This window comes from Collinsella sp. AM15-2 (assembly GCF_003471985.1).
In the GTDB taxonomy this organism is placed as follows: domain Bacteria; phylum Actinomycetota; class Coriobacteriia; order Coriobacteriales; family Coriobacteriaceae; genus Collinsella.
Genome location: NZ_QRKO01000013.1, coordinates 41584 through 66894 on the forward strand (window position 1 = coordinate 41584; position 25311 = coordinate 66894).

Genomic DNA, 25311 nt, shown 5'->3' on the forward strand with positions numbered 1-25311 from the left:
CCACTTTTCGTGACACAACTTGCCCTCCAGGTGTAATTGGCTAAATTGTTGGTATGCGGGATACGTTAGCGACTCATAAAAGTTGCACGGTTGATGGGGGAGAGCTTGGGACGTTCAAAAGGGCGCAATTCAAAGGTTGAGCTTCTGCGCATCATCTCGATGTGGTTCATAGTGGCTCATCATTTCGTGATTCATAATGCTGAGCCTATTTCCGTTTTCCCCGGGACCGTTGCACGCATGGTACTGCACGGCGTGTTGTACCCTTCGGGGCGTATTGCCGTTGCCGTGTTTTTTATCATTACGGTGTGGTATCTGGCCGACGCACAACTGACACTTAAGGGTCAGCTGCGAAGGGCTTGGACCCTGCTGGGGCAGATGCTCTTTTACAGTGTGCCGCTCGTCCTGTACTTTGGCGTGTTTAATGCGGGGGATGGGCTGCAAGCTGGAGAGCTGATGGCTGCCGTCTTTGCTCCGCTCGCCTCGCTGTGGTGGTTTCCTACGGTGTATATTCTGCTGATTCTTGTGGCACCCTATCTGTTCGACGGGTTGCGTGCGTTGACGAGCCGGCGGCTGGGCGAGCTCTGTATGCTACTGGTCGTGCTATATGGGGTCTTGCCCGTTGTGCCGTATTCGACAATTGGTGGCTTTGTTTCCTCCCTGACGGGTCAGACGGTCGTGATCGCGTGCGTGACATGTTGGTTTAAGTGGCATTATTGCGGTGGGGCGGGTCCGAGGGTTTTGGTGCTGCCCGTTCTTTCGTACGTTGCTGTGTACGTTTGCTACTTTGTGGCTCAAAAGGACGTGCTCCTTTTGAGCGCTTTCGCTTCCAGCGTGTACGGATCGGTGGTGACTAATCCTGGAAGCCTCTTGTCGCTTGCGATCGCACTTCCGGTGTGCTTGTTTGTCTTTAATGCTCAACCTGCGCATTGGCCTGCTGTCAATTACTTGGCCACGTTGTCGTTTGGCGTGTACCTTGCCACGGACAGCGCGTACATGCAGGAGCTGCTGTGGAAGAACTTGCTTGTGTTCTCCCACTGCCACCCAGCGTGGGGGCTGCTGTCCGTAATGCTTGTAGTGACCGGCGTGTATGTTGTCGCGTCCTGCGTCGAGGCGATTCGACAGGTTCTGTATCGGGCGCTGTTCAAGCATCCGGGTAGGGTGTTTGATGTTTTGTGGGACAAGATTGCAGGGGTCTCTTTGCCAAGGTAGGCCATTGTTGGGCCAAGTCCCAAGCTGTGCACAAATTCGTAATCGCGTTTCTCCTACGCTGCCTTCCTCAGCTCGGTTCCGATAATGGTGTAAGGGCGAAATTGGGTTAACAGTAGGTCAAGTAATTCAGTTAGAATTGCTTGAGCTCTATTTTGTTTTGGTTAAAGTCTACTATTTAGATTTACGTAATTTATTGGGAGTGCATATATGAAAAAGGTTCGTTGCGCAGTTGCTAATTTGGTTACCGCTGTTCTGGTTTCCTCTTCCTTCCTTGCTCCCGTTTCGTCGGCCTATGCACTTGAGTTTTCCTCGCTCTCAAATAATGAAGCCGAGACCTCTAGCTCCTCTTCACTTTCGGATTTCGTTTCCGAGGATACTGAGAAGACCGCCGAAGCCGACTCTTGTGAGGATACTGAGGAGACCGCCGAAGCCGACTCTTGTAATTCGGAAGTCGAATCGGCCGCTCAGCCGGCCCAATCTCCCGATTCCTCTTCTGTCGATGCCTCTTTCCAATACTTGTACATTGCGCAGCCCTCTCTTTCTTTGGGTGCTATGCAAGAGGCGGCGTTCGCAACTGCATCTGATTCTGATGTTTTGACCTCTGCGTCCCTATCATTCGTCAGCAATTTTGGCGAAGAGCGCTCCGTTGAAGCTTCGGCTTTCTCTGGGAATGCTGCGGGCTTTACATTCGGACAAGATTTGTTGGTAGCGCGGTATTTTTTAACCGGTATTACGTATCAGGTGAAGGATTCGAAAGCAGTCTATTCAGTGGACCTCTCGTCTGAGGATTACAGCTTTGACGTAGTCAGTTCGTCTTCTTCATCTGATCGCGTTGACAATTCCGATGATATGTCGGTCTACTATGCCGATGAGAACGGCAATCCTGTCGAGGCTTTCTCTATTGAAGAGGCGCTTTCCGGTTCTGAAGATGATGACGGCATTGCGGCTTATAGCATCGATTCCCGTTCAGCTCGTAAAAACGTTCGTGTGATTGCACTTGATGCCGGTCACGGTGGATCCGATTCTGGCGCTCAGGGCAATGGGAAGAGCGAAGCCGACTTAACTTGGAAGATTGTTAGCGCGTGTAAGACCAAGCTTGAGAATTACGGATTTAAGGTAATTCTCGCTCGTGAGCAGTCGGGCAGTTACGGAAGCAACGACTTCCTTTACCGCGTTCAGCGTTGCGTCAAACAGGGCGCTCAGGCCTATATCAGTTTCCATATCAATTCGGGTTCGTCAGCAGCTCATGGTGCCGAGGTATATTCGCCTACCGTGAACGGGGCTGACTATACCCAGGTTTCGTACGAACTGGCCCAGAAGGTTCAGAACAATCTTGTTGCTCTCGGACTTACAAACCGTGGTGTCTTTCAGATGCAGGTAGGCGACGAATTCGCCGTTATTCGTTGTGCTCGTGAAGCTGGAATCCCCGGTATTTTGATTGAACACGGATTTATCTCCAATTGGGGCGATGCGAACAAGTACTTTAGTGATGCCGGGTGCAAACGTCTTGGAGAAGCTGATGCGGATGCCATCATCGCGCAGTTCCCCAAATCCTCTTGGCTTGATTATTCGTCTGTTTTCGATGCCGACTACTATCTCAATAAGTATCCAGATGTTAACGAATGGGCAAACGGAAGCAAAGATAAGGCCCTGGATCACTTCATCAACTACGGCATGTCGGAGGGCCGCCGCGGCTCCGAGGCGTTCGACGTGCAGAGCTACTACAATGAGTACCCCGATCTCCGCGCCGCCTTCGGCACCGACCTCGCCAGCTACTACTCGCACTACCTTATGTACGGCAAGAAGGAGGGGCGCCACGCCACCGGCTGCTCGAAGCTCAAGGGCGCCGCAACCAAGGCGGGCGGCGTGGACTACGCTCCCGTCTACGACCCCGAGTACTACCTCTCCCGCAACGGCGACGTCGAGAAGGCCTTCACCAAGTCGACCTACGGCGGCGTGACTGTGGTCGACGACTCGGCCGTCCTGCGGCACTTCATCAACTACGGAATGTCGGAGGGCCGCCGCGGCTCCGAGGCGTTCGACGTGCAGAGCTACTACAATGAGTACCCCGATCTCCGCGCCGCCTTCGGCACCGACCTCGCCAGCTACTACTCGCACTACCTTATGTACGGCAAGAAGGAGGGGCGCCACGCCACCGGCTGCTCGAAGCTCAAGGGCGCCGCAACCAAGGCGGGCGGCGTGGACTACGCTCCCGTCTACGACCCCGAGTTCTACCTCTCCCGCAACGGCGACGTCGAGAAGGCCTTCACCAAGTCGACCTACGGCGGCGTGACTGTGGTCGACGACTCGGCCGTCCTGCGGCACTTCATCAACTACGGAATGTCGGAGGGCCGCCGCGGCTCCGAGGCGTTCGACGTTTATAGTTATAGAACGAGGTACCTCGATCTTAGGAAGGCTTACGGAAGTAATTTAAAAGAGTATTATCTCCACTATCTCGAATATGGGATGAAAGAGCACCGTAATGGTTCGAGCATGACTGGATTTGAGGGCTATATAATGTCCTCGTCTTTCACTTCTTACGAGGATGCTGCCGTTCATTACGGCAGGACTGTTGGGAAGCATACTTATCCAACAAGCGTGTATAAAAGCAAAGGCAGCGCCTCTATTGATGAGTTTTGTAAGATCCTTTACGAAGAAGCCTCATTTGAGGGAGTATGTCCTGAAGTTTTATATGCTCAAGTCATGAAAGAGACGGGCTATTTAAGATTCGGAAATTTGGTCCAGGCAAATCAGTGCAATTTTGGAGGTGTTGGAGCCACCGGTCCTGGAAATCCCGGATATACTTTTTCTTCCGTTAGAGAAGGGCTTAGGGTTCAGGCGCAGCATTTAAAAGCGTACGCAACAACTGAACCTTTGAATAATCCGTGTATTGACCCACGCTTTAATCTTGTTTCCCGTGGGTGTGCTCCCAAGACGACGGACCTAAATGGACGTTGGGCCGTTCCCGGTAAAGGTTACGGCGAAGGCTTAAATGCAATTGTCCTTGATGTTTTGTGCATGTAATGGGTCTACATGAGTAATCGTCCTTCTCTGTACCACCTGTAGCGCGCTTTAGTGCCGCTCACATCCGCGCCCGCGACCCACCGGCTCGCCGCCTATACGCTCGAGACGCCATACCGGTAGTCGAGAGAAAGGAACTGATCTTGGCGAGAAGGATACCGGCGAGGGTGGTGCTCAGGCTGACGTCGTCGAACCTGTCGCTCAACGTGATCGCCTCTGCACTGCACGCGTCGAAGGTCGGCATCACGCTCAGTTTCCTGCACGGCGAGTACCGCGAGGATGCGCCGCGCGGGGCGAGGCGGCGATGTCCTACGACCGCTTCTGCAAGCGATACAGGCAGTTCACGGTCAGCAGGAACGTCGTGAGCAGGGTCGGCCGCAAGGCGGGCAGGAACATGGAGGTCGACTGGTCCGGTCCGACCATGTCCCTCGTCGACCAAGCGAGTATCTGGGTAACGGTTTTACGACTAATCCCGTGACCGTCAAGTAGCAAAAGGACGGAGCGTGAGCTCCGTCCTTTTGTTTGTAGGGCGGTCTGCTACCATAAACTATATCTTTTGCTAAGAGATTGGGAGCTCTTATGCCAAGATTCAAGCTCGTTCTGGCTTTTCTAGAGCGAGATAGAGATGACGAGAGAGTAAGAAAGAATCAATGGCTGAAGCGCTGAGAATAGCAATCTTTTCCGCTCAATATCTGCCTCACATTGGCGGTGTTGAGTCCTATACCAGAAACCTCGCAGTTACGCTCATTGGCATGGGCCATAAGCCGGTCGTGGTCACGTGTAATTGCGATTCGCTGCCGTCTCGAGAGGTAACAGACGATGGTATTGAGGTTGTAAGACTGCCGTGTTTTCCATTGCTTGGTGGCAGGTTCCCTGTCTCGCGTTTTGGAAGAGCTTATCGGAGCATGCTGAGGGCTCTTGATGGCGAGTGCTTCGATGGCGTCCTAGTTAATACGAGGTTTTATCCCCATTCAATCTGTGGGCTTCGGTTCGCCAGGCGCCATCATCTTACCCCCATCGTTCTTGACCATGGATCGCAGTATCTTACATTCGGAAACGCAGTATTGGATGTGTTCGTTCGCGCCTATGAACACATAATTACTTCGATTGCCAAGCGGTTTCATCCAGTGTTTTGCGGTGTTTCTAAGAAAAGCCTGGATTGGCTTCGACAATTTGGTATTTCTGGCATTGATATCCTGCCTAACGCGATTGACGTTGATGCTTATTGCTCCAATGCCTCAAATCGAGATTTTCGTGCCGAATTGGGCGTCGGGACGGATTCTGTTCTTGCCTGTTTTGTTGGAAGGTTGATTCCCGAGAAGGGTATCGACTCCCTTCTTGCGGCTATGAAGCAACTGAATGAAACGCCCGTAAAGTTGGTGGTTGCGGGTGATGGTCCCCTGCGTGAGTTGATGGATTCTACTCCTGAGAATGTCTCCTATGTTGGTCCTTTGCGTCCGGCGGATGTGTCGTCCTTGCTTCAGGCCGCAGACGTGCTGTGTCTTCCTACGAGATCAGAGGGTTTTTGTACGACCCTTCTCGAGTCTTCGGCGTGCGGCACCCCGGCAATCATTCCCTTGGTGGGCGGAGTTGACGAAGTATTTGGTGAGGAAGATTGCGGTTTTTTGTTGGATGGCTGTGCTCCCGACCAAATTGCCGCAGCAATACGAGTGGCGTGCGCATCGAAAGCGGAGACGCGGCGAAAGGGACGGCTGGTCCAGAGTAGAGTTCGAGAGTATTGTACGTGGGGCAATACTGCAGAGAGGCTCGTTGAACTTCTTGGTGCGTAGCAATTACGTTGGTGTTGCTTTTCCGTTGACTGGGGTTTGCCGCGGTTTTGTTTCCTCGTTCGGATATTGTTTTCTTCAGAAGTAGGAGAATGAGAAGGTATAGTGATGCACGATATTCTTATTGTGACCTCAAGGAATGTTGCCACCTCGGGCGGCGAGTTTAGCCTGATTAAAAATAGAGCAGATGCTCTAAAGAATGGGTGGGGCATTGAGTCTGATGTTGCGGCTCTTTGCAATGTTCGCTTGGGTGTTTCTGAGGGTGGTGAAGCTTTTGGACCCGGCGTTTATGTTCGGCGGGATTTTATGAATCCCATGCAGCTGCTGTCGGGATATGAAGAGCTAATTACCACTGCGGAAAAAAAGGTTTTGAGTGGCTCCTACAAGGCGATCATCCTTTCTGGCGTGGGGCTGTTTCGTTATGTCGACCGGATGAAGCGCGCCGCCGAGGCGTCGGGAGCTTTTGTATGTGCTGATGTTCATGGTTATTACGGCGACGGCTCCCTTCTTGCACGCGACGAGCCCCTCTTCCTTGGCTCATTCCACCGTGCCGCCGCTTTTGTTGAGAGATACGAGCAGCGCAAATATTTGCGTAAGTTCGACCGTATCTTTTGTGTTTCTCGAGCGTATCGCAGTTTCCTTTGTCGAGAGTGCGGCTGCAAAGAGGGTCAGTTCTACATTGTTCCGTGTGCGACGGGGGCGAAGCCAAGCTTTGGTCGTGCGGAGGAGCTTAAGTATCGAGAGGATTATAGGAGGAAGTACGGCGTAGAAGATGACGAGTGGCTGCTCGTTTACTCAGGCGGAGCTTCGTCGTGGCAATGCCTTCCGCAAACTGCAGAGTTGTATCGCGAAATACTGAAGAGGCGTGGGGCAAAGCTACTTGTTTTGTCTGGTGACGTTACTTCTGCACGCGCCGCAATCGGTGATTGTGACGACGTTGAATTCGATAGCTTCAAGCCATCTGACCTCCCTAGCGTGTTCTGTGCTGCGGACTTCTTCGTGATGTTGAGAGAGGACGTTCCAACGAACCACTTTGCTTACCCTAACAAGTTCTTGGAATACGTCGCGGCGCACAGGCCGGTAATCACTACTCCTTACGTTTACGACATTGCCGAAGAGATTGATAGACATGGTGTTGGACTTCTGTATAACGGGGATGTGGATGATCTCGTTTTGAAAATGGACAATGCGGTATGCGACAGGGATTCATGTGATCGCCTGGTGCAAAAGGTTTCTTTTGCAAATTCCCTCATCCCGTTTGCCAGGGATTTGGGAAGCGTTGGGTCCAGTTGCTAAAGTGAGCGGGTCGTCTATGCTTATAACGGTTTTTACCCCGACTTATAATCGCGCATATATCCTTCCCAAGCTATTCGAAAGTCTGAAAAGACAATCTTTTCGAGATTTCGAATGGATAATTGTTGATGATGGAAGCACGGATGATACGCGAAAGCTCGTCGAGGCGATGCAGCAAGATTGTCAGGTGAAATTTCCTATCCGCTATTTTTTCCAGGTCAATAGCGGAAAGCACGTTGCATGGAATAAGGGTCTTGATGAGGCGAAGGGAGCCTTGTTTTTCCCGGTAGACAGCGACGATTATCTAACCGATGATGCCTTGGAGCGTATTGGGGAGAACTGTGAAACCGTTATGTCTAACGAGCGCCTGATTGCCTTGTCGGGAGTTCGTATTTTTCCGGGCAACAAGCTTACGGGAGGAATTCTGCAAGACAATGTGGGTTCGTACATCGATTATTCGTCAATTGATCGCCGATCGAAGGGGATTACGGGTGACCTTGCCGAGGCCTTTGTGACGGAACGGTTGAGGAAGTACCGATTCCCGGTTTTTGAAGATGAGCGGTTTGTTCCTGAAGCAGTTGTCTTTAATAGATTCAGCAACGATGGATATCTAATTCGTGGGTACGCCTTTCCTCTCTACGTGTGCGAATACCTTGCCGATGGCTACACGAAGAATACTGATCGGCTGCTCATTACGAACTGGAAGGGATATCGCCTGTACGTTTCAGAGTTGATGCATAGCACAGTCGGAATAAGGGCAAAAGCCATTCCGTTTTGTGGATTTATGTACCGTTCGTTATTGAAAATGTTTGGTTTGTGCAAATAGGCTTGAGTGAAGTATGGAGTGCAGCATGAGCTCTTTGTCGAAGAAGACGGTCCTGTTGGTATTTGGAACAAGGCCCGAAGCAATCAAGATGTGTCCTCTCGTAAAGGAGCTGAAGAACCGATCTGGCCTTAACGCGAAGGTTTGCGTTACCGGCCAGCATCGCCAGATGCTCGACGTGGTCCTTGAGGAGTTTGGGGTTGTGCCCGATTTTGATTTGCACGTCATGAAACAAAGACAGACTTTGTTCGATGTTACCACGGCTGTTCTTAATGGCTTGGACGGCGTGCTGGATCAGCTCAAGCCCGACGTTGTTCTTGTTCACGGTGATACGACGACGTCCTTTGCCGCCGCACTTGCATGCTTCTACAAGGGCATTCCCGTGGGCCATGTCGAGGCGGGTCTGCGTACATACAACATCCACTCACCGTATCCCGAGGAATTTAATAGGCAGGCAACCGGCATACTTGCCGCTTGGCACTTTGCTCCAACTGAAGCAGCTCGCAACAACCTGCTTTCTGAGCATCGGGATTCCAGTCGAATTTTCGTGACGGGAAATACTGGCATTGACGCGCTTCGTACGACGGTGCGCGATCATTATTCGCATCCCGAGCTTGATTGGGTTGGAGATAGGCGCCTGATCTTGATTACGGCTCATCGTCGAGAGAATCTTGGCGAGCCCATGCACCACATGTTCAGGGCTATTCGCAGAATTGTTGAAAAGCATGATGACGTGCGCGCTGTTTATCCTGTACATTTGAATCCTGTCGTTCGCAAGGCGGCTCATGAAGAGTTGGACGGCTGCGACCGCATTCATCTAATTGATCCTCTAGACGTGGTTGATTTTCATAATTTCATGGCCCGCTCCTACTTGATTCTTACCGATTCAGGCGGCATTCAGGAAGAGGCCCCGGGCTTGGGTAAGCCGGTTTTGGTGATGCGTGATACGACCGAGCGCCCTGAGGGCGTTGCGGCGGGCACGCTTAAGCTTGTTGGCACAAGTGAAGATGCTATTTTCTCAACATGTTGCGACCTCTTAGAGAATGAAGAAGCATATTCCCGCATGGCTCATGCCAGCAACCCGTATGGTGACGGTCATGCGAGTGAGCGAATTGCTGATGTTCTGGAGAAGGGGCTGCAAAGTCTCGGGGAAGCATTGGTTCGGTAGATGAGTGAGGTTAAGCAGCTCTCTCTTAAAGAGAATATGCTGTGGAACTCGTTCGGTTCCATCGTTAACCTTGCTTGCCAATGGCTGATTACGATTCTGATCGTTCGCCTTGGTTCAGGTTACGAGGCATCCGGCGTTTTCTCTTTGGCAATGTCCATCTACAACATCTTTGCCCCTATCGCTCAGTATCGCATGTATACGTACCAGGTCTCAGATGTTGAGAATGAGAATACCACGGGTGAATACCTGGCGTTTCGGTTTTTCACTTGCGGAGTCGCGCTCGCTCTGTGCACCGGCTATTCGCTGTTTACATGCGAATCGGGAGCGATTGCAGCTATTCTGCTCTATGCCGTCTACAAGTCTATTTCCTTGGTTGTAGACGTCTTTCACGCGTGCGATCAGCGCCATCATCGAATGGATTACATCGGTAAGTCTCTGTCTTTTCAGGGGATTCTATCTCTTGTTGCCTTTACCGTAGTGTTTGGCTTATGCGAATCGCTCGAGGCGGCGATAGTTGCAATGACCGTTGTCGTGATCCTCGTTGGTGCTGTCTACGATTTGCCAAGGACCCTTCAATTCGGCCCATTGGCCCCAAGCATCTCGTTCAAAAAGTGCCTTCGACTGGCCTTGAGATGTCTCCCCATCGTTCTTGCGTCCATTGCCGCGGCGTCAGCATCTTCGATTCCAAGGCAATACCTTGTTGGTGTTCAAGGGGAGGCTGCTCTTGGCATTTATGCTGCCGCAGCTGCTCCTGTTGCGCTTATTCAGACGGGCGCCTCCTATATCTACAATCCTCTTCTAGGCTATTTTTCGGAGAGTTTTGCTGCTAGGGACAGGAAAGGCTTCAATGCGCTTTTGACAAAGGCGACGGTCGGGATCGTTGTTCTGGGGCTGGTGTGCGCTATTGGAGTAATGGTTTTAGGTGAGCCGGTTCTTGTTCTTGTGTATGGGAAAAAGATGTCTGGCTTTTCATATCTACTTCCTCCGCTTGTGGCGCTTGCGATGCTTACGGGGTATATGTGGTTTGTAAACGATTTGCTAATGGCTATCAGAAACTTCCGGGGTGCCTTTGTTGGGAATGTTGCTGCTCTAATTTCCTCTCTCTGCGCCTTACCTTTAATTGCTCTGTATTCGATGGATGGTGTTACATATGTCTGTCTCATTTCTGCTCTTTGTGGAATAGGCTTCATGGCAACCGTGTTAGTTATTCAGCTAAAAGGCTACTGGAAATAGTATGTGATGCCTGGATTACGTTTCGGAAGATAAAAGGTAAGGTGGATGTATGGATAAGCATCATCGATTGCTGGTTATTATTCCAGCGTATAATGAGGAAGAATCGCTCGAGGCCACGGTTGACGAGCTGGTAGGTGTCGCTCCAAGTGTTGACTATCTCGTAGTAAACGACGGCTCCAAGGATTTAACTGAGCGGATTTGTCGCGATCGTGGGTACAACTACGTAACACTGCCAGTCAATTCTGGCCTCACCGTTGGATTTCAGACGGGCATGAAGTACGCGCTCCGCAACGGCTACGATTATGCCCTTCAGTTTGATGCGGACGGTCAGCATATGCCTGAGTATATCGATGAAATGCTCGAGACCGCTATTAATGAAAACGCTGATATCGTAATTGGCTCACGCTTCCTCCACGTGAAAAAGGAAATCTCCGCTCGAATGATTGGCTCACGCCTTATTACAGTCATGATCAAGCTGACTACGGGAAAGCGCGTAGCTGACCCTACCTCGGGAATGAGAATGTTTAGCAAGGAAATGATTAAGCGCTTCGCGCAGGACGACTCGCTTAACCCTGAGCCCGAGAGCATTTCACTTCTTATAAAAAAGGGGGCGAAGGTGAGCGAGGTTCAAGTTGAGATGCGTGAACGCCAGGCGGGGGAGAGCTATCTTAATATCTCCAAGTCGATTGCTTACATGGCGCGAGCTTGCATCTCCATTCTTTTCGTTCAGTGGTTCAGGTGATTATATGTCTAGCGTTTTAAGGGTCGTACTCATTCTGGGTGCATTTGCCATCTTGTTCGTGATAGTGAAGAAGCTCCGTAAGGCTCAGATACAGGTTCTCGACTCCGTGTTCTGGTTGTTCTTTGCTTTGAGCTTTGTCGTGTTTGCAGCCGTTCCCCAGATTGCCTTCTGGCTCGCAGGGGCCCTTGGCTTCGAAAGCCCGTCGAACTTCGTATTCCTCTATGCAATTGCGCTGCTTCTTTATCGAGAGTTCTCCAACACGGTAAAGATTGCAGAGCTCAGACGTCGCGTGAACGCACTTGTTGAAGAGCTCGCTCTCAAGTAGCATGACACCAGTCTTTATGCCCTTCGAACCCACCAACATCATCGTCATCGGTGGCTGCGGCTTCATCGGGTCCAGCTTCGTGCACTACGTAGTGAAGAACTACCCCGGGGTGCACGTGACCGTGCTCGACAAGCTCACCCACAGCTTAGCCCTCGCTTCATGCACGACATGTTCACGGCATTCAATGCGCTACGGATGCCGGCAGGTCCCTCCTCGATAGCTACCATCTAAATGCGGCCTTCATTTAAATATCCAAGAGTGACAATTCAACCCCTTGCACTACCAGGTCTGGTCATCAATGAGATTTGCATGTGGATTAGAACCTACTTGGCGAACCTGGACTACAGAATAGTTAAAGATTGCCGCCATAGCCGTTGTTATGATGTAGAACTACTGGTCTAGAAAGAGGTTTCTCGCCGCAAGTTAAACCCCGCGGAGTCTTTCTCGGCCAGACAGTCTGTTTTCCGAGAATCGCTTCGCAAACACATCAATCAGGTTTCTCCATCCAAGCACCGCGAGCGCAATAAAAAATGGAGAATAGAGAAACATATACCTGGCCCTGCACTCAAACAGCATCAAAAACACGCTGAGCAAGAACACCGAACATAAAACCACATACTCCGTCTTTGATCTAGGGAACTTCAGCCAGTTCAGACACATACCGACCAGGACAAACATCCAGCAAAGCTGGGCAAAAACCTGGAACAGCGTGAAAGAGCCGTCTTCTCCAAAGAACTTTGACAGCGTGTTGTCAGAATGAGGAGTACTCAAAAAAAAGTTTCCTTCAGCAGCCCACGCAAAAGTACCGTCCGAATAGTTCGAAATAGTCTTCTGGACCATCAACTTCAAAACACCCTGGGGACCCAGAGACTCTAACCTCTCAGCCCACTTTTCGAAATTTGCATGTGATCTATCCTGTTGGCTACCAAATGAGGCGGAATAGATAACGTCGTCTTCATAGTAGCACCCATAAGTCTCGTCATTAAATCCCATCATCAAGAAATGAGCCATCGAAAAGGATTTATCGGCGTCAATCACCGGACCCGCCTCCCTTGCGAGTGAGTTGGCGCCAAACGAGAGAACAAGAGCACATGTGATCGCAGCGAATTGGAAAAAGAGCGATTTGATTTGAGAGCAATCCAACTGCCCGTCAACGACAAACCTTCGACGACTTATCGCGCATGCAGCCTCTATAAGCACAATTGAGACAACAACGAAGATGGCCGTAGGCTTAATAAAGTATCCGACCACGCCGAAAAAGAGCATGCCGAATGTGCGTAACGGGCTTCGGCCAGTATTGTTGTACAGAAACAAGACCAGCGCGGGGCAGATAGTTCCATACGTATCTGAATAAGGAACCGCAATCCAAGGAGAGAAGCTCAAGTACAAACAGCCGAACGCAAGCGTATAGTACCCAGGACCAAAACCCGCCAGCCTCGCCACAACAAAGGAGGTCAGAACAACAGCCAAAGTAACACACGCTGCTCCCACCACGTCAAGCATGAGGTATACGTTTTGGAATCCAATAAGTTGGCAAAAGTGGCCCACAGTCTTGAAGATAAAAAGCAAAAACAGCTGGTTGGGATAGCGCGAGAAATAATCCAGCGTGGCTCCCTCATCGGACAACCCCGACATCAGCACACCGACATCCCAGCCTGTCTCAAAATATATGCTATTGATTAGGCAGATTTGAAGCACGAAAACTACCACGGCCAATGAAATGCTAACGCGTCTAAACATTTGAAGACCAAGGAAGTCCACGTTCGCCTTTGGCCGTCTCTTAGCCAATGCCACAGAGACAACGAGCCCCACTATCACAACCACAGCCAGACTAGGTAAAGAAAGGGATGCCTCCTCCCCTTTGCAGGCATAAGGCAGGCGCGGGGCAAGGAAAGCAACGGCAAGCAGGGCAAGCGAGAAATACGCCAAAGCGACACATCTGCCAAAACGCAAAAACCACGGAATCTTAACGACTCCACGTGTCGCAGGACAAGATTCGACCACGTTAGCCCCTTAGGTTTCGTCGGTTGCTTTCATACGTTCTCTTTTCGATTAGATAGCGCGGGCGACTCTTTGTCTCAAGATACGCCTTGCCCACATACTCGCCGATAACACCGAGGCTCAGGAGTTGCGTGCCACCCAAAAACAAGATGACACAGATGGTACTCGTCCAGCCCGAAACCGTCGCCCCAGAGAAATAAGAGAGGATCGCCCAAAAGGTCCCCAATAGGCCAACGAGGCCAATTACAGCGCCCGCCGCGCTAATTAGGTGGATAGGCTTAATCGAAAGGCTCGTTATCCCGTCAACAGCGAGAGCGATCATCTTTCGTAGGGGATAGTGACTGTCACCCGCAACGCGAGCTGCGCGCGAGTACTCAACGGTTGAACTGGGAAGCCCAATCAACGGAACCATTCCGCGCAAGAACAGATTTGATTCTCCATATTCCGACAACCCATCCAGAGCGGCAAGGCTCAAGAGCCTATAATCTGCATGATTGAAGACGGTATCTACCCCCATCTCTTTCATCATGCCGTAGAAAGCCTCCGCAGTCATCCTTTTAAAGAACGTATCGGTAGACCTGTCGTTTCTAACGCCATATACGACGTCACTACCGTCCAGGTACTTTTCAATCATTTTAGATACGGCCGAGATATCGTCTTGCCCGTCGCAATCCAAAGAAATGGAGACGTCACAGTACTTACGCGCTTCCATAAGCCCCGCAAGAAGGGCATTCTGATGACCTCGATTTCTTGACAGTGATATTCCCCTGAAATGAGCATCGTCGTTTGAGAGTCTTTCAATGATGGTCCATGTGCTATCACTCGACCCATCGTCTACAAACAGAATGCTACTTTTATCACTTACGATTTCGGCCGAAATCAATCCGCTGAGCTCAGACAAAAACGTCCCAGATGTTTCCGGCAAGACAGCTTCCTCATTGTAACAAGGAATGACCATCCACAGAATCGGCTTCGGGGACGGAGTCTGAGTATCATCGCTTTGCATGCACTTGCCTTTCACGGACAAAACGTTCAACGAAAAGTGATTATACTCCACCTCGCGGCGCAGCCCCGGTGCTAGACTCGTCATCTCCTGACGAATCAACCATGGTAAAAATCCCCAAACTGAAACGCCGCGAGAATTCTCGCGTTGAATAGCTTGCGCTTATGAAGTGATTGGACGATCAAGAAGATACGTAGCGCTGCAGGTGAGTTGGGGAGTGTGTTAGGGATATTAAATATAAAAATCCCGGATATGCTTTCGCATAAACGATGTCACGGCGATTCTGGGATTTTGGGCTGTGCGGAGTATGAGCTCAAAATGAGTAACAACGATAAGAAAGTTTCCGGGAGGCGTTTGGTTAGAATTTCTTTTTGTTCAAGCTGCACATCCGAGGCTCCTCAAAAGATGGAGCTTGGTTTGGCGCAGTAAGTAAGAATCCTGCTTGCACTGCTTGATGCCGCAAATGGGGACGGCGAGATCGTTTCGCTTATGTCAGTGGCATGGGTTTTCCGGGAGCTACTATCGGCTGGGCCTTCTCAGAATGGTACAAGGGAGGCAATGGTGAGATTTCTGCGGATAGCACCATTGCCTCTCTGATTATTTGGTTTTCCGCTTCATGTGTAATTCTCATCTTATTTATTGCGTCTAGGGCATGCCTTGCAAGGCGCCGTTCAAAATTGCGCGGGATGTTGCTAATCTTGGAACAAGAACTTGAGAATGAGCAAATAGCCAAGAGGGCTCACTGTATCATCAGATGATGAGAAATCGATTGAGCCCAGGCATGCTGTATCGATACTAACCAGTGCAGAATAGCAAGTGAGGGGAAAACTCTGAAACTGCCCTTAGCCCCGCTTGAGGTTTGGAGGATAAAGAAAGATGACTATTGGGAAGGCCGATCTGAGTAAGGCGGATATTGGGGTAATTGCCGCGTTGCTCGTCGGCGTTTTATCTGCTGCGTCGCTGGCCTTTATCAAGCTACGTCCTTCCGCGGCTTTTGTCTATGCCCTGGCTGCGTTTGTCGGAGCTGTACTCATTGCTTATTCGTATCATTTCTTTCTTAGGACTCCGAAACAGACCAAATATGGCGTTTCTTCTCCCAAGATGCTCGCTTGTATCATTGGGTTAAGCGCTATAGGTGCCATTCTTCTTGAGGTGTTTACGCTTTGGGGAGCGCCGTTGTCTACCCCGTTAGAGTTATCAGATTGGAGCAAGCGACGTATTCTAATCTTTTTCGTCGCTATTTCGGGCTGCATAATCGTACATGTCTCCAATTCGTACGCCGCGGTTCCCAAGATCGGGCCTTCAGGGCATTCGTATCAAAGGTCTATTGGCAAACTGTTTGTCTACTCTATTCCGGGTGTCACGCTGATGACCCTCTTTGTCGCAATAATTTGCTTGGTGCCTAGTTACTTTGTCTCTAAGATAATCGGTGTAGTTGCGGGTCGTTTAACTTATCTGTTGATTTGCTTGTTCCTTGTCGGCGTTGGTGCGTTCTTTTATTTCTGGAAGAAGGGAAGGGTCGAGCTTTTTTTTCTCAGCTCTTGCCTACTATTGGGATCTTTCTTAGTTTTCATCGCACCTCCGGTAACCGCGATTTCTTGGGATGACGAGATTCATTACGACAGGGCTCTCGGTTTGTCATACCTAGGACATTCGGAGTATTCATACGCGGATCAACTGCTCGTCACCAAGCCCTGGGCTGCGGTGAATTTAGACCATGAATTGCTCCGCGAGTCGGTGGATGAGGTCGCTGAAGCGGGTGCTTCTGCTGAACAGTCGGGCGAATATATGGAGCAGGCAAGTTTTGCATCGCCCATATCGAAAAGCAGCCTCACTACGGTCTCCACATTCGGGTATGTTCCATCGGCAATCGGTCTGTGGGTAGCTCGCGTATTCCATGTTCCAATTTTGGTGAGCTTCATGTTTGGTAAGATGGGCAACCTTATTTCATATGCAGTAGTTGTTGCTTTCGCCATCCGTATTATCCCTACTAAAAAGTTGTCCATGATGCTCATTGGTCTTCTTCCGACGAGTATTTTTCTCGCTTCAAATTATTCGTATGATCCTGTTGTGACGTCATTTCTCATGCTTGCAGCTGCTTTGGTAGTGAGAGAAATTAGCCGTCCGCTCGAGCGACTTACAATCAAAAGCCTGCTAAAAATCGTCACTGCGTTATTCCTAGGGCTTGCTCCAAAGGCAATTTACTTTCCAGTCATTGGTCTGCTACTTCTTATGCCCCGAGCCAAGTTTTCCTCGCGCACCGCTTACAAACGCTATATCGGTTTCGTAGTCGCCTTCGGGCTCGTAATGGTTTTATCATTTGTGTTGCCAATGCTATTTAGCGCTGATGCGCAAGCAGGGGATGCCCGCGGGGGATCTGATGTTAGTGCGTCAGGTCAAATCGCGTATATTCTCTCTCATCCGTTGGATTACGCATACACGCTCATCAACTTCATATTGGGCTATATTTCCCCTGTTAATTCCGATATGTACTCGCTTTCATTCTCTTATATGGGCGTCTCTCTTCCGGTTGTGTTGCAATGGAGCTCAGCCTTGCCCTTTACGGTTCTCGTCGTTGGATCTTTAATTGATAGTCCAAAAACGAAGACTTTTGGATTGAGCCTGTGTGGTAGGTTGTGGGTTCTTACTATAGTCGCATCATCGATTGCTCTTGTTTGCACGGCTTTATATGTGAGCTTTACATCAGTTGGATCGGATACCATTGCAGGTTGTCAAGCACGATACCTTACTCCGCTGTTGCTATACGCTGCCTTGCTTGCCCCTTCTTTTTCTACAGGGGGCATACAGATCAGTAATTCAGGCAAATTGATAAAGGAAGAAAGCACGACAAGAATAACTATGCTGCTTCTTACGTCAATTATGGTCTTTTTCTCCGCAGCATGTTCGTATTATTTCATAGTAATCTGGTAGTTTGGTGGCCAGCCACGCGGCGAGCTGCTGGTTATAGACTAGTGGCTGACCGAGGAGGTCGACGACGCCGGGTCGCCTTGTCGCGGGGCCTGCGGACCCTCGCCGGCATGACCGCCGACCCGTAGTGGGCGGCGAGGTCCTCGTACGCGGCGTTGAGCACGACCTCGCCCTCCCTCGGGTGGGCGGTGACGCCGGTCTTGAGGTTGTCGGGCGCGATGCACGGGGTGGCGCCTCCGAGGAACTCGAACGCGTGGACGTGGCAGCGCAGCCAGGTGTCCTGCTTCATGTCGAGGGCCGGCTCGACGTAGCTGTACCTGCTGAAGGGCAGGCGGGCGACGAACAGGTAGACCTTCGAGACGACGCCGGTCGCCGGGTCGACGAGGGACATGGTCGGACCGGACCAGTCGACCTCCATGTTCCTGCCCGCCTTGCGGCCGACCCAGCTCACGACGTTCCTGCTGACCGTGAACTGCCTGTACCGCTTGCAGAAGCGGTCGTAGGACGTGGCCGCCTCGCCCCGCGCGGCGCACTCCTCGCGGTACTCGCCGTGCAGGAGCCTGAGCGTGACGCCGACCTTCGCGAGCTCGGCGTGGACCGCGTCCCAATCCGGGTCCGGGTACACCGGCCCCGGCTGCTCGCGCTCCGGGAACAGGCGGGCGTACACTTCCCCGGCGCTCATCCGTTCCGCTTCCTCCCAGGCGACGTCGTGCTCGGCCGCGGCCCTGAGCACGACGGAGACGCTGGCTTTCGACGCGTGCAGCGCGGCGGCGATCGCGTTGAGCGATAGGTTCGACGACCTCAGCCTGGGCACCTCCCTCGCCGGTATCCTTCTCGCCATGATCCATTCCTTTCTCTCGACTACCGGTATGGCGTCTCGATCGTATAGGCGGCGGACCGGTGGGGCGCGGGCGCGTATGCGAGCGGTACTGAAGCGCGCCGCGGGCGGTGAGTATTGCGCGCTCTGAGTAGCACCTGTTTCGCGCTTTCCGTATCGCTTCCCATCCAGACGTTTCGCTCCTTCCGTATCGCCCGTTCCGCCATTTCCGTATCGCCCCTCCTCCGCCCGTAGAATCGGCTTGCCATGCAACCGATCCACGGAAGGAGAAACCACATGGCAAGGAAGATAAGGGCGAAGCTCATAATGGAGCTCCGCGACCAGGGCATGTCGAGGAGGTCGATCGCCAAGACCAGGCACATGTCCATGGGCAGCGTCTGCGAGGTGTTCGACATTGCGGACGATCGCGGCATCACCTGGGACCAGGTGAAGGGTATGGGGGACGAGCGGGTCTACGAGCTGTTCTACCCCGACCGCAACGCGCGCGAGAGCGTCTTCGAGGAGCCCGACTGGTCCTACGTGCACGCCGAGATGGCGAAGGTCGGCGTCAACCTGCGCCTGCTGCACGACGAGTACAAGTCGAAGTGCTCGCGCGAGCACATGGTCGCCATGGGCTACACCAGGTTCTGCGAGCGCTACGGGGACTACACCGTGGCGAACAACCTGACCAAGCGCATCGAGCACAAGGCCGGCGTGTCCTGCGAGGTCGACTGGTCCGGCCCGACGGTCGGCAGGGGGGCTGGTGAACCCGGTCACCGGGGAGGTCTCGAAGATCTACCTGTTCGTCGGCGTGCTCCCGTTCAGCCAGAAGGCCTACTTCGAGCCGACGCTGGACATGAGGGAGCGCACCTGGCTGCGCTGCCACGTGCACATGTACGAGTTCTGGGGCGGCGTGCCACAGTGTTCAGTTGACCGTTGACACAAACACGCGTGCGCGGATGCGAGCGGTACTCAAGCGTGCCGCGGGCGGTACCGAAGGGCAATATTCACATTTTTGGATGATACTACCGAAGCGCGTTGCAGGTGGAACGGAGAAAGTCTATTACTCAAGAATAAACGACGCGCAACCGATCGGATGAATCGAGATATTGCACACCTCTCGTTACGTCTCAACATTTCCATAGAGAACAGCAGAAATCTCAAAACTCGACAAGGCGCTCAGATCCGGCATCTCTATTGCCATGAGCAACAAATGATTATTTACCTTTGCATTATCAAGTAACGGTTAGGCCATATCCAACTTTCTCCCTTTACGGTAAAGGTGAACAAATTCATCAGAGAATTTCTTTACGTAATCTCTATCGATGGCGGTCGCTAGCGTTTCATCATTATGTTCTGCTGTCTTTGTCCAGTTGTATGAGCCATGCATTACGTACTCAAAATCAATGATACAAAACTTATCGTGCATACGGTTCCATTCACGCCAACCAGAACGCGAGATGAGAACGGTATCAAAACCACTAAGCTGGCCATAGTAAGGACGATTGGCATCCTCGTCTGAGACAATCAATCTCACGGAAACGCCTTGCTGCCTTTTTGCTCTGAGCTCATTTATAAAGGCCCGATTGGTCAGCCATGCCACTGCAGCCCAGATGGAATACCGCGCATCCCGGATACCTTGGATAATTTCTTCTTGAATATTGGTAAACACGACATCATGTTCCGTGTATTCAACATCTTCGGATTGAATAATCTTTGGGCGAAGGGTCAATTCTCCTAAAGCATACTCATCGCTTTCTTCGTACACGTAATTGATTATGTCGTACAAATCGTCATATTGATTATTGGCTTCATTCAGAAGGGGTACGGGTATGCGCAGCTCAATATCTTCGTATCGCTGATTAGGGCGCCCATGCCGCACAAACCCCCATTGGGGTTTTCTATTCAGCGTGACTCTTCTGAGTATGGGCAATAAGTCGTCTTTTTTCCCTGAATACTTTTTATCGAATTTCAAGACCTCAATCATAGTCCTTACGAATAATTCGTCATCCATTACATCCTCCAACATAAGAAACTAGGCATTTAGCTGCATGGAGCAAGGATGTTTTTGAGTGCCTCAACCATCCAGCTTTCGAGCGCACCACTCAATAAGCCTCCGATAATTCCGAATGCAGCAATTTTGTAATCATGAAGCTTCTGCTACCTTTTCTCCTCTTTGTTCAGGGCAACAACGGTGGCGTAATCATCTACGAAATTAAATCCTCTTTGAGTGACTCCCCCAAAGAGGAATCCACCATCGCTACCATGGCCTTTTATCAAGCCCGCTTCGTGTAGGCCGTTGTAGAGCTCAATATACTTTTCGATGAAACAGTACTTCTCGCCCGTGAGATGAAGGTGATTCTCGGCAACAAAACCGCTACCCTCACTTCCCCCTCAGCCGCAACTAGCAGATTCAACCCCTCAAGCTCACTGCTCTGCAAGTCGACACCATTTACTGAGTACATCGGCACCGCCTGAAATTATCCTTAAAGCTCAACACTAGAGACATCGAATTCACCTGACATAAGTTTAGACAGCAGAGTGTCACGAAGCTCGATGAGAGCGACAATTTCTTTTCTGTTTGAGAGAAGCATATCGTATAGAGGGGCAACTTTTCCAGAGAAAGCTTGCAGGTCATCAACGTCGGAAATCACCTTCTTGCCATAATCTGTTCCTTTCTCTCGACTAATGGTATGGCGTTTCGAGTGTATAGGCGGCGGACCGCTGGGGCGCGGTACTCAAGCGCGCCGCTGGCGGTACTGAAGGGCAATTTTCACGTTTTTGAATGGCGGTACTGAAGCGCGTTATAAGTGGTACGGAGAAAGACGATTACTCAGTCAATGAGATTCCTTTCTCTAAATACAGAAAAAGGAATCAGTAACTCACAATTATGTCGCCGCAATAAGGGGGGCGGGGGAATGGAGGCCCCGTCCCCCTTATCTATATGCAATGATATTGCTTGCACCTATTGTGAGGCTGCATTTAGATCTCACAAGTGGTAATAGCGATTTCCAGGTTCTCCCACGGTGAAATTCGGGTTCATGTATGGATCGCCTTCGACATAGTAGTTTGCCCAGCGATAATTCATGTACGCGACCTCTTTGTGGAAGCGAATCTGCTTGTCCGTGTTGTTTTCAACGCCTCTAGAAATTGACTCGTAATGATACAGCTCGACTTCGGGCGTGTATACAATCAGATCGTTAATCTCGCGAAGCTTTAGGCAAAAGTCAACATCATTAAATGCGACTTGAAGCTCTTCGGTGAAACCTCCGACTTTTTCGTATTCGCTTCGTTTGGTCATGATGCAAGCCGCCGTGACGGCGCTGAAATCTTGCTGCGCATCGTTGAGTGCAAAATAGCCCCAGTTGTCTTTTGGCATGCTTTGGCAGAGATGTCCTGCCACGCCGCCCGTGACGCATAGGCCAGCGTGTTGAATGGTGTTGTCGGGATAGTAGAGTTTTGCACCAACTGCGCCAACATCCTCGCGTGCGCAGATGCCAAGCATAGTTTCAATCCAATTGGGCGTAATCACTTCGGTGTCGTTATTCAGCAGCAAGAGATAATTTCCCTTGGCACGGGCCACTCCAAAGTTCATGAGCTTGGAAAAGTTAAATTCGTGCTCCCAGGTAACAAGGCGAACGATATCAGGGTATTTGGCTTGTAACTTATCGTAATACTCGAACGTCGCATTTTCCGTGCTGTTATTTTCGATTATCACAAGCTCGTAATTGTCGTATGTGGATTTCTCGACAATTGACGTAATGCAGTTATCGAGGATATTAGCGTAATCTTTGGTTGGAATGATGATCGAAACGAGCGGATGGGAATCTGGCGCGGCATAGGTTACTTTATATGTAAAGGGACGACGTGCCTGTTCAACCTTTGCATTGAGCCCAAGCCTGTCCAAATGATTCTGAACTGCTTTGATTCCTGCGATAGTGGCATACGGCTTGCTGTCGGCATTAGCCGCGGTTGATGTTTCGCTTAGGCGCCAGTGATATAGAACTTTTGCAACATGGTGGACATTCCTTGCCTTTTCAACGGCCCGGAGAGTCAAATTATGATCCTGGGCTCCATCGAACTCTTTCGTATTCGGTTCTAGAGTGTCAAGAAGGGACTTACGGATGGTAAGCATGTGGCATATATAGTTATTATTTCTGAGTAAATCGATATTGAAATCCGGTTTAAAGAACGGCTGTGCCAGCTTTCCATCGGGCATGAGTTTGTCTTCATCGCAATAAAGAAGATCAACGTTATCATTGTTTTCAATTGCCTCGGCATACGAGAACAACAAATCCGGTTCAAGGATGTCGTCATGGTCAAAGAAGCTGACGAAATCGCCCGAAGCAGCAGCTACTCCGGCATTTGTGTTTTCGGAAATGCCCTTATTCTCGGCAAGGGTAATTGATTTAATTCTGTTGTCGCGGGCTACCTCATGCTCAACGCGAGCCTTTAGTTCCTGATTGTCAGGGCTTGCATTAACTAGGAGGAGCTCCCAGTTTGCATAAGACTGGTTTTTTACGGATTCGACCATATCGTTAAAAAACGAAATGGGCGTGTTGTAAAGAGGGACAATGATGCTGAATTTCGGAGCGCTATTGAAGACGATTTTTCTCTGCTTCTCCAGTGCACCAATGGTTGCCTTATGCTCTGTAAACCATTCGGGGTATTCAGGGTCAAACTGCGCATGGGTAAAGAGGAAGTTGGTCTCCTCAAGAAGCAAGCCTAATTTATCAGGCGTTAAGCAGTCAAATGCACTGAATGATGGGTGATTTTGATCGTCAATAATAAAATAGTAACGATCAAACGCCTTTGGCATGCGGATCGAGAGCTGCGTTTCAAGTTGCTTTTTCTCGGATGTAAATCCAACGCTCGTTACATTTGAACCGAAATTGACTATGCTCAGCCCAACCTCATTGAGGAACCGGTCGAGGCAGCGAAGTTTGATTTGCGAGTCATTGCGGTACGGTGTTCTAACCGTGCACCTCAGGATATACTCGTTTGAATCTTCGATGCACTGCCAAAAATCAATCGTCGCCATCTCAAACTCTGAAACGTCATCGTAATTTCGGAGTTTGCTGCACATGTCAGGTTTAATTTTGTAGTTAAGACGCGACTCCCATTTGATGTTCTTGCAATTGAGCGAAAGGGAGTCGCTGCTCAGGTTGCAACCGTCTTTGCCGATTTCGTTAAACTCAATTTTAATGGCTCGGGTATCGGGGTCGGGGATTACAAGAACGTATGAGTTCGATTCGCCGTTATTGTCCTTGAATTTTAGAAGAGACAAAGGTAAGCGGCGGTCGTCATCCGTTGCCGCTTGAGCTTTTATGCTGGAGCCTTCATGGATGCCTTCTATTTTAAGTTGCTGGTAGATTTTCCAGTTTCCTCTGCATACTCCGGTTGTTTCGACTCGCATTGTTTGCCTTTCGTTTGTTGGACACTGCTCATTGTACTTATTCACTTCATGTCTCGCTATAAATGCAGAGAGGAGTTCCGTGATTTCTGGCATTCTTAGATGTGTCGCTATGAGTTCGTCAGACGCTCCGTTCCGCTGTGTTAACATCGAAGAGGACATCTACGTACATCACGCTTTCTGTCGCTGTTGAGGTTCAGGTTATTGTCCTCGCGGCGCTCTGCTTCCTAGTCGTTGCTCATTTCGGGTCCATTGACTTCAAGGGGGTTATTATGAAAGTTGTCTTGTTTGTTGGAGGGGCTGCAAGGGTCCTAGGCGGGGGCTGCGCCCAACGAACGGATTGACGTGACGTGCGAGGTGTGTCCTAGGCCCGGGGGTTCGAATCCCCCGGCCCCCTCCGTAAAGAAAGAACCGCCATTGGGGCGACCCTTATCTCCTGGGGTGGCCGATTCGGCCGCCGCCACTCTTTTCCAGGTCTGCGGACCTGTGTTCGTCCTGGAACGGAAACAGGCTCCTCGCTATCACCCAGAGTATTCCGATGATCTCGGCGGTCGTCGCGCCCATCCAGGAAATTATCACCTCGGTAGGGATTTCGCGCTGCAGCCACATGAGACGGGCGGTGTACGCGACGACGAGGGTGTTGCATGCGACCAGCTGCCACTTGACGCACTTGAGCGCGGCCTTTCCGAGTTCGGACCGAAGGTCGTTCTCCGCCTCCATCCTCTTGACCACGCTCTCGGCCTGGGCCGCCTTGGCTCGCCGTTCCCGCTCCTCGCTCGAGCATTCGACCCTGACCTCGTCTAAATGGGCGCTTTCGATGGGGAAGACGTTTGCTCTCCTTTGTGCCGAACCCATGAGGTCGATTGCCTCTTGTGTCCCTTTTGGTGACCTGCTTCCGCGCTGGTCTGCGCTATCGCAGCCCAAGGTTTTCCACCCTATGGCCCACGGCGGTTACGGATACGTCGAGTATGTCCGTCATCTCACCGATGCTACAATTGCCCGCCCAGAGTTTCGCTACGACCTGTGCCGGCATGAGGAGCGCGGCGGCAAACGAGTTCGCCCATATCTCCTCGGGGTCTGTCCCTCGAGACGAGAGGGCGTCCCTTCGCTCAATGACCCCAGCAACCTCCCCGTCTCCTAGGTTTTGGTACGAGTGGATGTAGAGGCGCTCCGTCACCTCGCACGCCGTTATGTGCCCACCGCCTCATCCAGCTCGTCCGCGACCCTGTAGTGCGTGTTTGTGTCAATGGCTAACTGAACAGCGCATTGGACCAAATATGGTCCAATGGTTGGAGTCTTGTGGTCCGTAAGGACGTGAACCAAAGAGGCTGCATGCTTGGCTCTCTCCGTCCTTCTTTTGTGCAGTTCTGCAACCTAGGTTCGGCCTCGCGTATACTTATATCATCTGTGTACACCCAACTCTGGAGGTCCAACCTATGAAAGGCATCATCCTCGCGGGTGGCTCGGGCACGCGTCTGTACCCGCTCACGCTCGTCACCAGCAAGCAGCTGCTGCCGGTCTACGACAAGCCCATGATCTACTACCCGC

Annotated in this window: 18 protein-coding genes; 12 read left to right on the forward strand and 6 right to left on the reverse strand. The window is 51.0% G+C overall.

All coding sequences use genetic code 11. The annotated features are described in order from the left end of the window. Positions 1-105 precede the first annotated feature (105 nt). The 9 genes from DW171_RS06845 to DW171_RS06890 all read left to right on the forward strand — a co-directional run bounded on the left by DW171_RS06845 (position 106) and on the right by DW171_RS06890 (position 11601). Positions 106-1209: a hypothetical protein gene (locus DW171_RS06845; RefSeq protein WP_055252476.1), complete on the forward strand. Its 1104-nt coding sequence runs from the start codon at positions 106-108 to the stop codon at positions 1207-1209. A gap of 207 nt (positions 1210-1416) precedes the next feature. After that, a complete protein-coding gene (locus tag DW171_RS06850) occupies positions 1417-4233 on the forward strand; it encodes an N-acetylmuramoyl-L-alanine amidase (protein ID WP_118270794.1) in 2817 nt (938 codons plus the stop codon). Between the two features lie 647 nt (positions 4234-4880). After that, entirely contained in the window at positions 4881-6020 is a 1140-nt protein-coding gene (locus tag DW171_RS06860) for a glycosyltransferase family 4 protein (RefSeq protein ID WP_118270795.1), read from the forward strand. Positions 6021-6125: 105 nt separating this feature from the next. Continuing rightward, positions 6126-7313 carry a glycosyltransferase gene (locus DW171_RS06865; protein ID WP_055252472.1) on the forward strand — a complete coding sequence of 396 codons (1188 nt, stop codon included), beginning with the start codon at positions 6126-6128 and terminating at the stop codon, positions 7311-7313. Between the two features lie 16 nt (positions 7314-7329). Next, positions 7330-8136: a glycosyltransferase family 2 protein gene (locus DW171_RS06870; RefSeq protein ID WP_158570933.1), complete on the forward strand. Its 807-nt coding sequence runs from the start codon at positions 7330-7332 to the stop codon at positions 8134-8136. A gap of 25 nt (positions 8137-8161) precedes the next feature. Beyond that, on the forward strand, positions 8162-9301 hold the full coding sequence (wecB, locus tag DW171_RS06875; protein WP_055252470.1) for a non-hydrolyzing UDP-N-acetylglucosamine 2-epimerase: 1140 nt from the start codon (positions 8162-8164) through the stop codon (positions 9299-9301). Beyond that, positions 9302-10534 carry a lipopolysaccharide biosynthesis protein gene (locus DW171_RS06880; protein ID WP_055252469.1) on the forward strand — a complete coding sequence of 411 codons (1233 nt, stop codon included), beginning with the start codon at positions 9302-9304 and terminating at the stop codon, positions 10532-10534. Between the two features lie 49 nt (positions 10535-10583). After that, positions 10584-11276, forward strand: coding sequence for a glycosyltransferase family 2 protein (locus tag DW171_RS06885; protein ID WP_055252468.1), 693 nt, complete (start codon positions 10584-10586; stop codon positions 11274-11276). A 4-nt stretch (positions 11277-11280) separates the two neighbouring features. Next, positions 11281-11601 (forward strand): DUF2304 domain-containing protein, encoded by a 321-nt coding sequence (locus DW171_RS06890; RefSeq protein WP_055252467.1) that lies wholly within the window; start codon positions 11281-11283, stop codon positions 11599-11601. 423 nt (positions 11602-12024) lie between these two features. Here the strand turns inward: DW171_RS06890 and DW171_RS06900 are convergent, their stop codons facing one another. After that, positions 12025-13605, reverse strand: coding sequence for a hypothetical protein (locus tag DW171_RS06900; RefSeq protein WP_118237750.1), 1581 nt, complete (start codon positions 13603-13605; stop codon positions 12025-12027). A gap of 1 nt (position 13606) precedes the next feature. Continuing rightward, positions 13607-14608 carry a glycosyltransferase family 2 protein gene (locus DW171_RS06905; RefSeq protein WP_055252547.1) on the reverse strand — a complete coding sequence of 334 codons (1002 nt, stop codon included), beginning with the start codon at positions 14606-14608 and terminating at the stop codon, positions 13607-13609. Between the two features lie 873 nt (positions 14609-15481). Here DW171_RS06905 and DW171_RS06910 point away from each other — a divergent pair. Then, a complete protein-coding gene (locus DW171_RS06910; protein WP_055252548.1) occupies positions 15482-17536 on the forward strand; it encodes a DUF2142 domain-containing protein in 2055 nt (684 codons plus the stop codon). 31 nt (positions 17537-17567) lie between these two features. On the opposite strand, the gene istA is transcribed toward DW171_RS06910, so the two are convergent. Continuing rightward, the gene (istA, locus tag DW171_RS06915; protein ID WP_055252549.1) at positions 17568-18374 is read right to left on the reverse strand and encodes an IS21 family transposase; all 807 of its coding nucleotides are present in this window, start codon (positions 18372-18374) and stop codon (positions 17568-17570) included. A 273-nt stretch (positions 18375-18647) separates the two neighbouring features. On the opposite strand from istA, the gene DW171_RS06920 reads away from it, so the two are divergent. Continuing rightward, entirely contained in the window at positions 18648-19283 is a 636-nt protein-coding gene (locus DW171_RS06920) for a hypothetical protein (protein ID WP_118270796.1), read from the forward strand. 313 nt (positions 19284-19596) lie between these two features. Here DW171_RS06920 and DW171_RS06925 read toward each other — a convergent pair whose 3' ends face one another. From DW171_RS06925 to DW171_RS06935, 3 genes are all read right to left on the reverse strand, one after another. Next, positions 19597-20364, reverse strand: a complete 768-nt coding sequence (locus DW171_RS06925; protein WP_055252552.1) for a phospholipase D-like domain-containing protein — start codon at positions 20362-20364, stop codon at positions 19597-19599. Between the two features lie 975 nt (positions 20365-21339). Then, entirely contained in the window at positions 21340-23811 is a 2472-nt protein-coding gene (locus DW171_RS06930; protein WP_158571033.1) for a glycosyltransferase, read from the reverse strand. A gap of 381 nt (positions 23812-24192) precedes the next feature. Next, positions 24193-24618 carry a hypothetical protein gene (locus tag DW171_RS06935; RefSeq protein WP_055252554.1) on the reverse strand — a complete coding sequence of 142 codons (426 nt, stop codon included), beginning with the start codon at positions 24616-24618 and terminating at the stop codon, positions 24193-24195. A gap of 581 nt (positions 24619-25199) precedes the next feature. On the opposite strand from DW171_RS06935, the gene DW171_RS06945 reads away from it, so the two are divergent. Then, positions 25200-25311: sugar phosphate nucleotidyltransferase (locus DW171_RS06945; RefSeq protein WP_255413390.1), on the forward strand; the 112-nt coding region annotated here is incomplete at its 3' end.

Bases quoted from the DNA above. Each gene is read 5' to 3' on its own strand.
- DW171_RS06850 (WP_118270794.1), top strand. From the start codon at position 1,417: ATGAAAAAGGTTCGTTGCGCAGTTGCTAATTTGGTTACCGCTGTTCTG.
- DW171_RS06860 (WP_118270795.1), top strand. From the start codon at position 4,881: ATGGCTGAAGCGCTGAGAATAGCAATCTTTTCCGCTCAATATCTGCCT.
- DW171_RS06865 (WP_055252472.1), top strand. From the start codon at position 6,126: ATGCACGATATTCTTATTGTGACCTCAAGGAATGTTGCCACCTCGGGC.
- DW171_RS06870 (WP_158570933.1), top strand. From the start codon at position 7,330: ATGCTTATAACGGTTTTTACCCCGACTTATAATCGCGCATATATCCTT.
- wecB (WP_055252470.1), top strand. From the start codon at position 8,162: ATGAGCTCTTTGTCGAAGAAGACGGTCCTGTTGGTATTTGGAACAAGG.
- DW171_RS06880 (WP_055252469.1), top strand. From the start codon at position 9,302: ATGAGTGAGGTTAAGCAGCTCTCTCTTAAAGAGAATATGCTGTGGAAC.
- DW171_RS06885 (WP_055252468.1), top strand. From the start codon at position 10,584: ATGGATAAGCATCATCGATTGCTGGTTATTATTCCAGCGTATAATGAG.
- DW171_RS06890 (WP_055252467.1), top strand. From the start codon at position 11,281: ATGTCTAGCGTTTTAAGGGTCGTACTCATTCTGGGTGCATTTGCCATC.
- DW171_RS06905 (WP_055252547.1), bottom strand. From the start codon at position 14,608: ATGCAAAGCGATGATACTCAGACTCCGTCCCCGAAGCCGATTCTGTGG.
- DW171_RS06910 (WP_055252548.1), top strand. From the start codon at position 15,482: ATGACTATTGGGAAGGCCGATCTGAGTAAGGCGGATATTGGGGTAATT.
- istA (WP_055252549.1), bottom strand. From the start codon at position 18,374: ATGGCGAGAAGGATACCGGCGAGGGAGGTGCCCAGGCTGAGGTCGTCG.
- DW171_RS06920 (WP_118270796.1), top strand. From the start codon at position 18,648: ATGGCAAGGAAGATAAGGGCGAAGCTCATAATGGAGCTCCGCGACCAG.
- DW171_RS06925 (WP_055252552.1), bottom strand. From the start codon at position 20,364: ATGGATGACGAATTATTCGTAAGGACTATGATTGAGGTCTTGAAATTC.
- DW171_RS06935 (WP_055252554.1), bottom strand. From the start codon at position 24,618: ATGGGTTCGGCACAAAGGAGAGCAAACGTCTTCCCCATCGAAAGCGCC.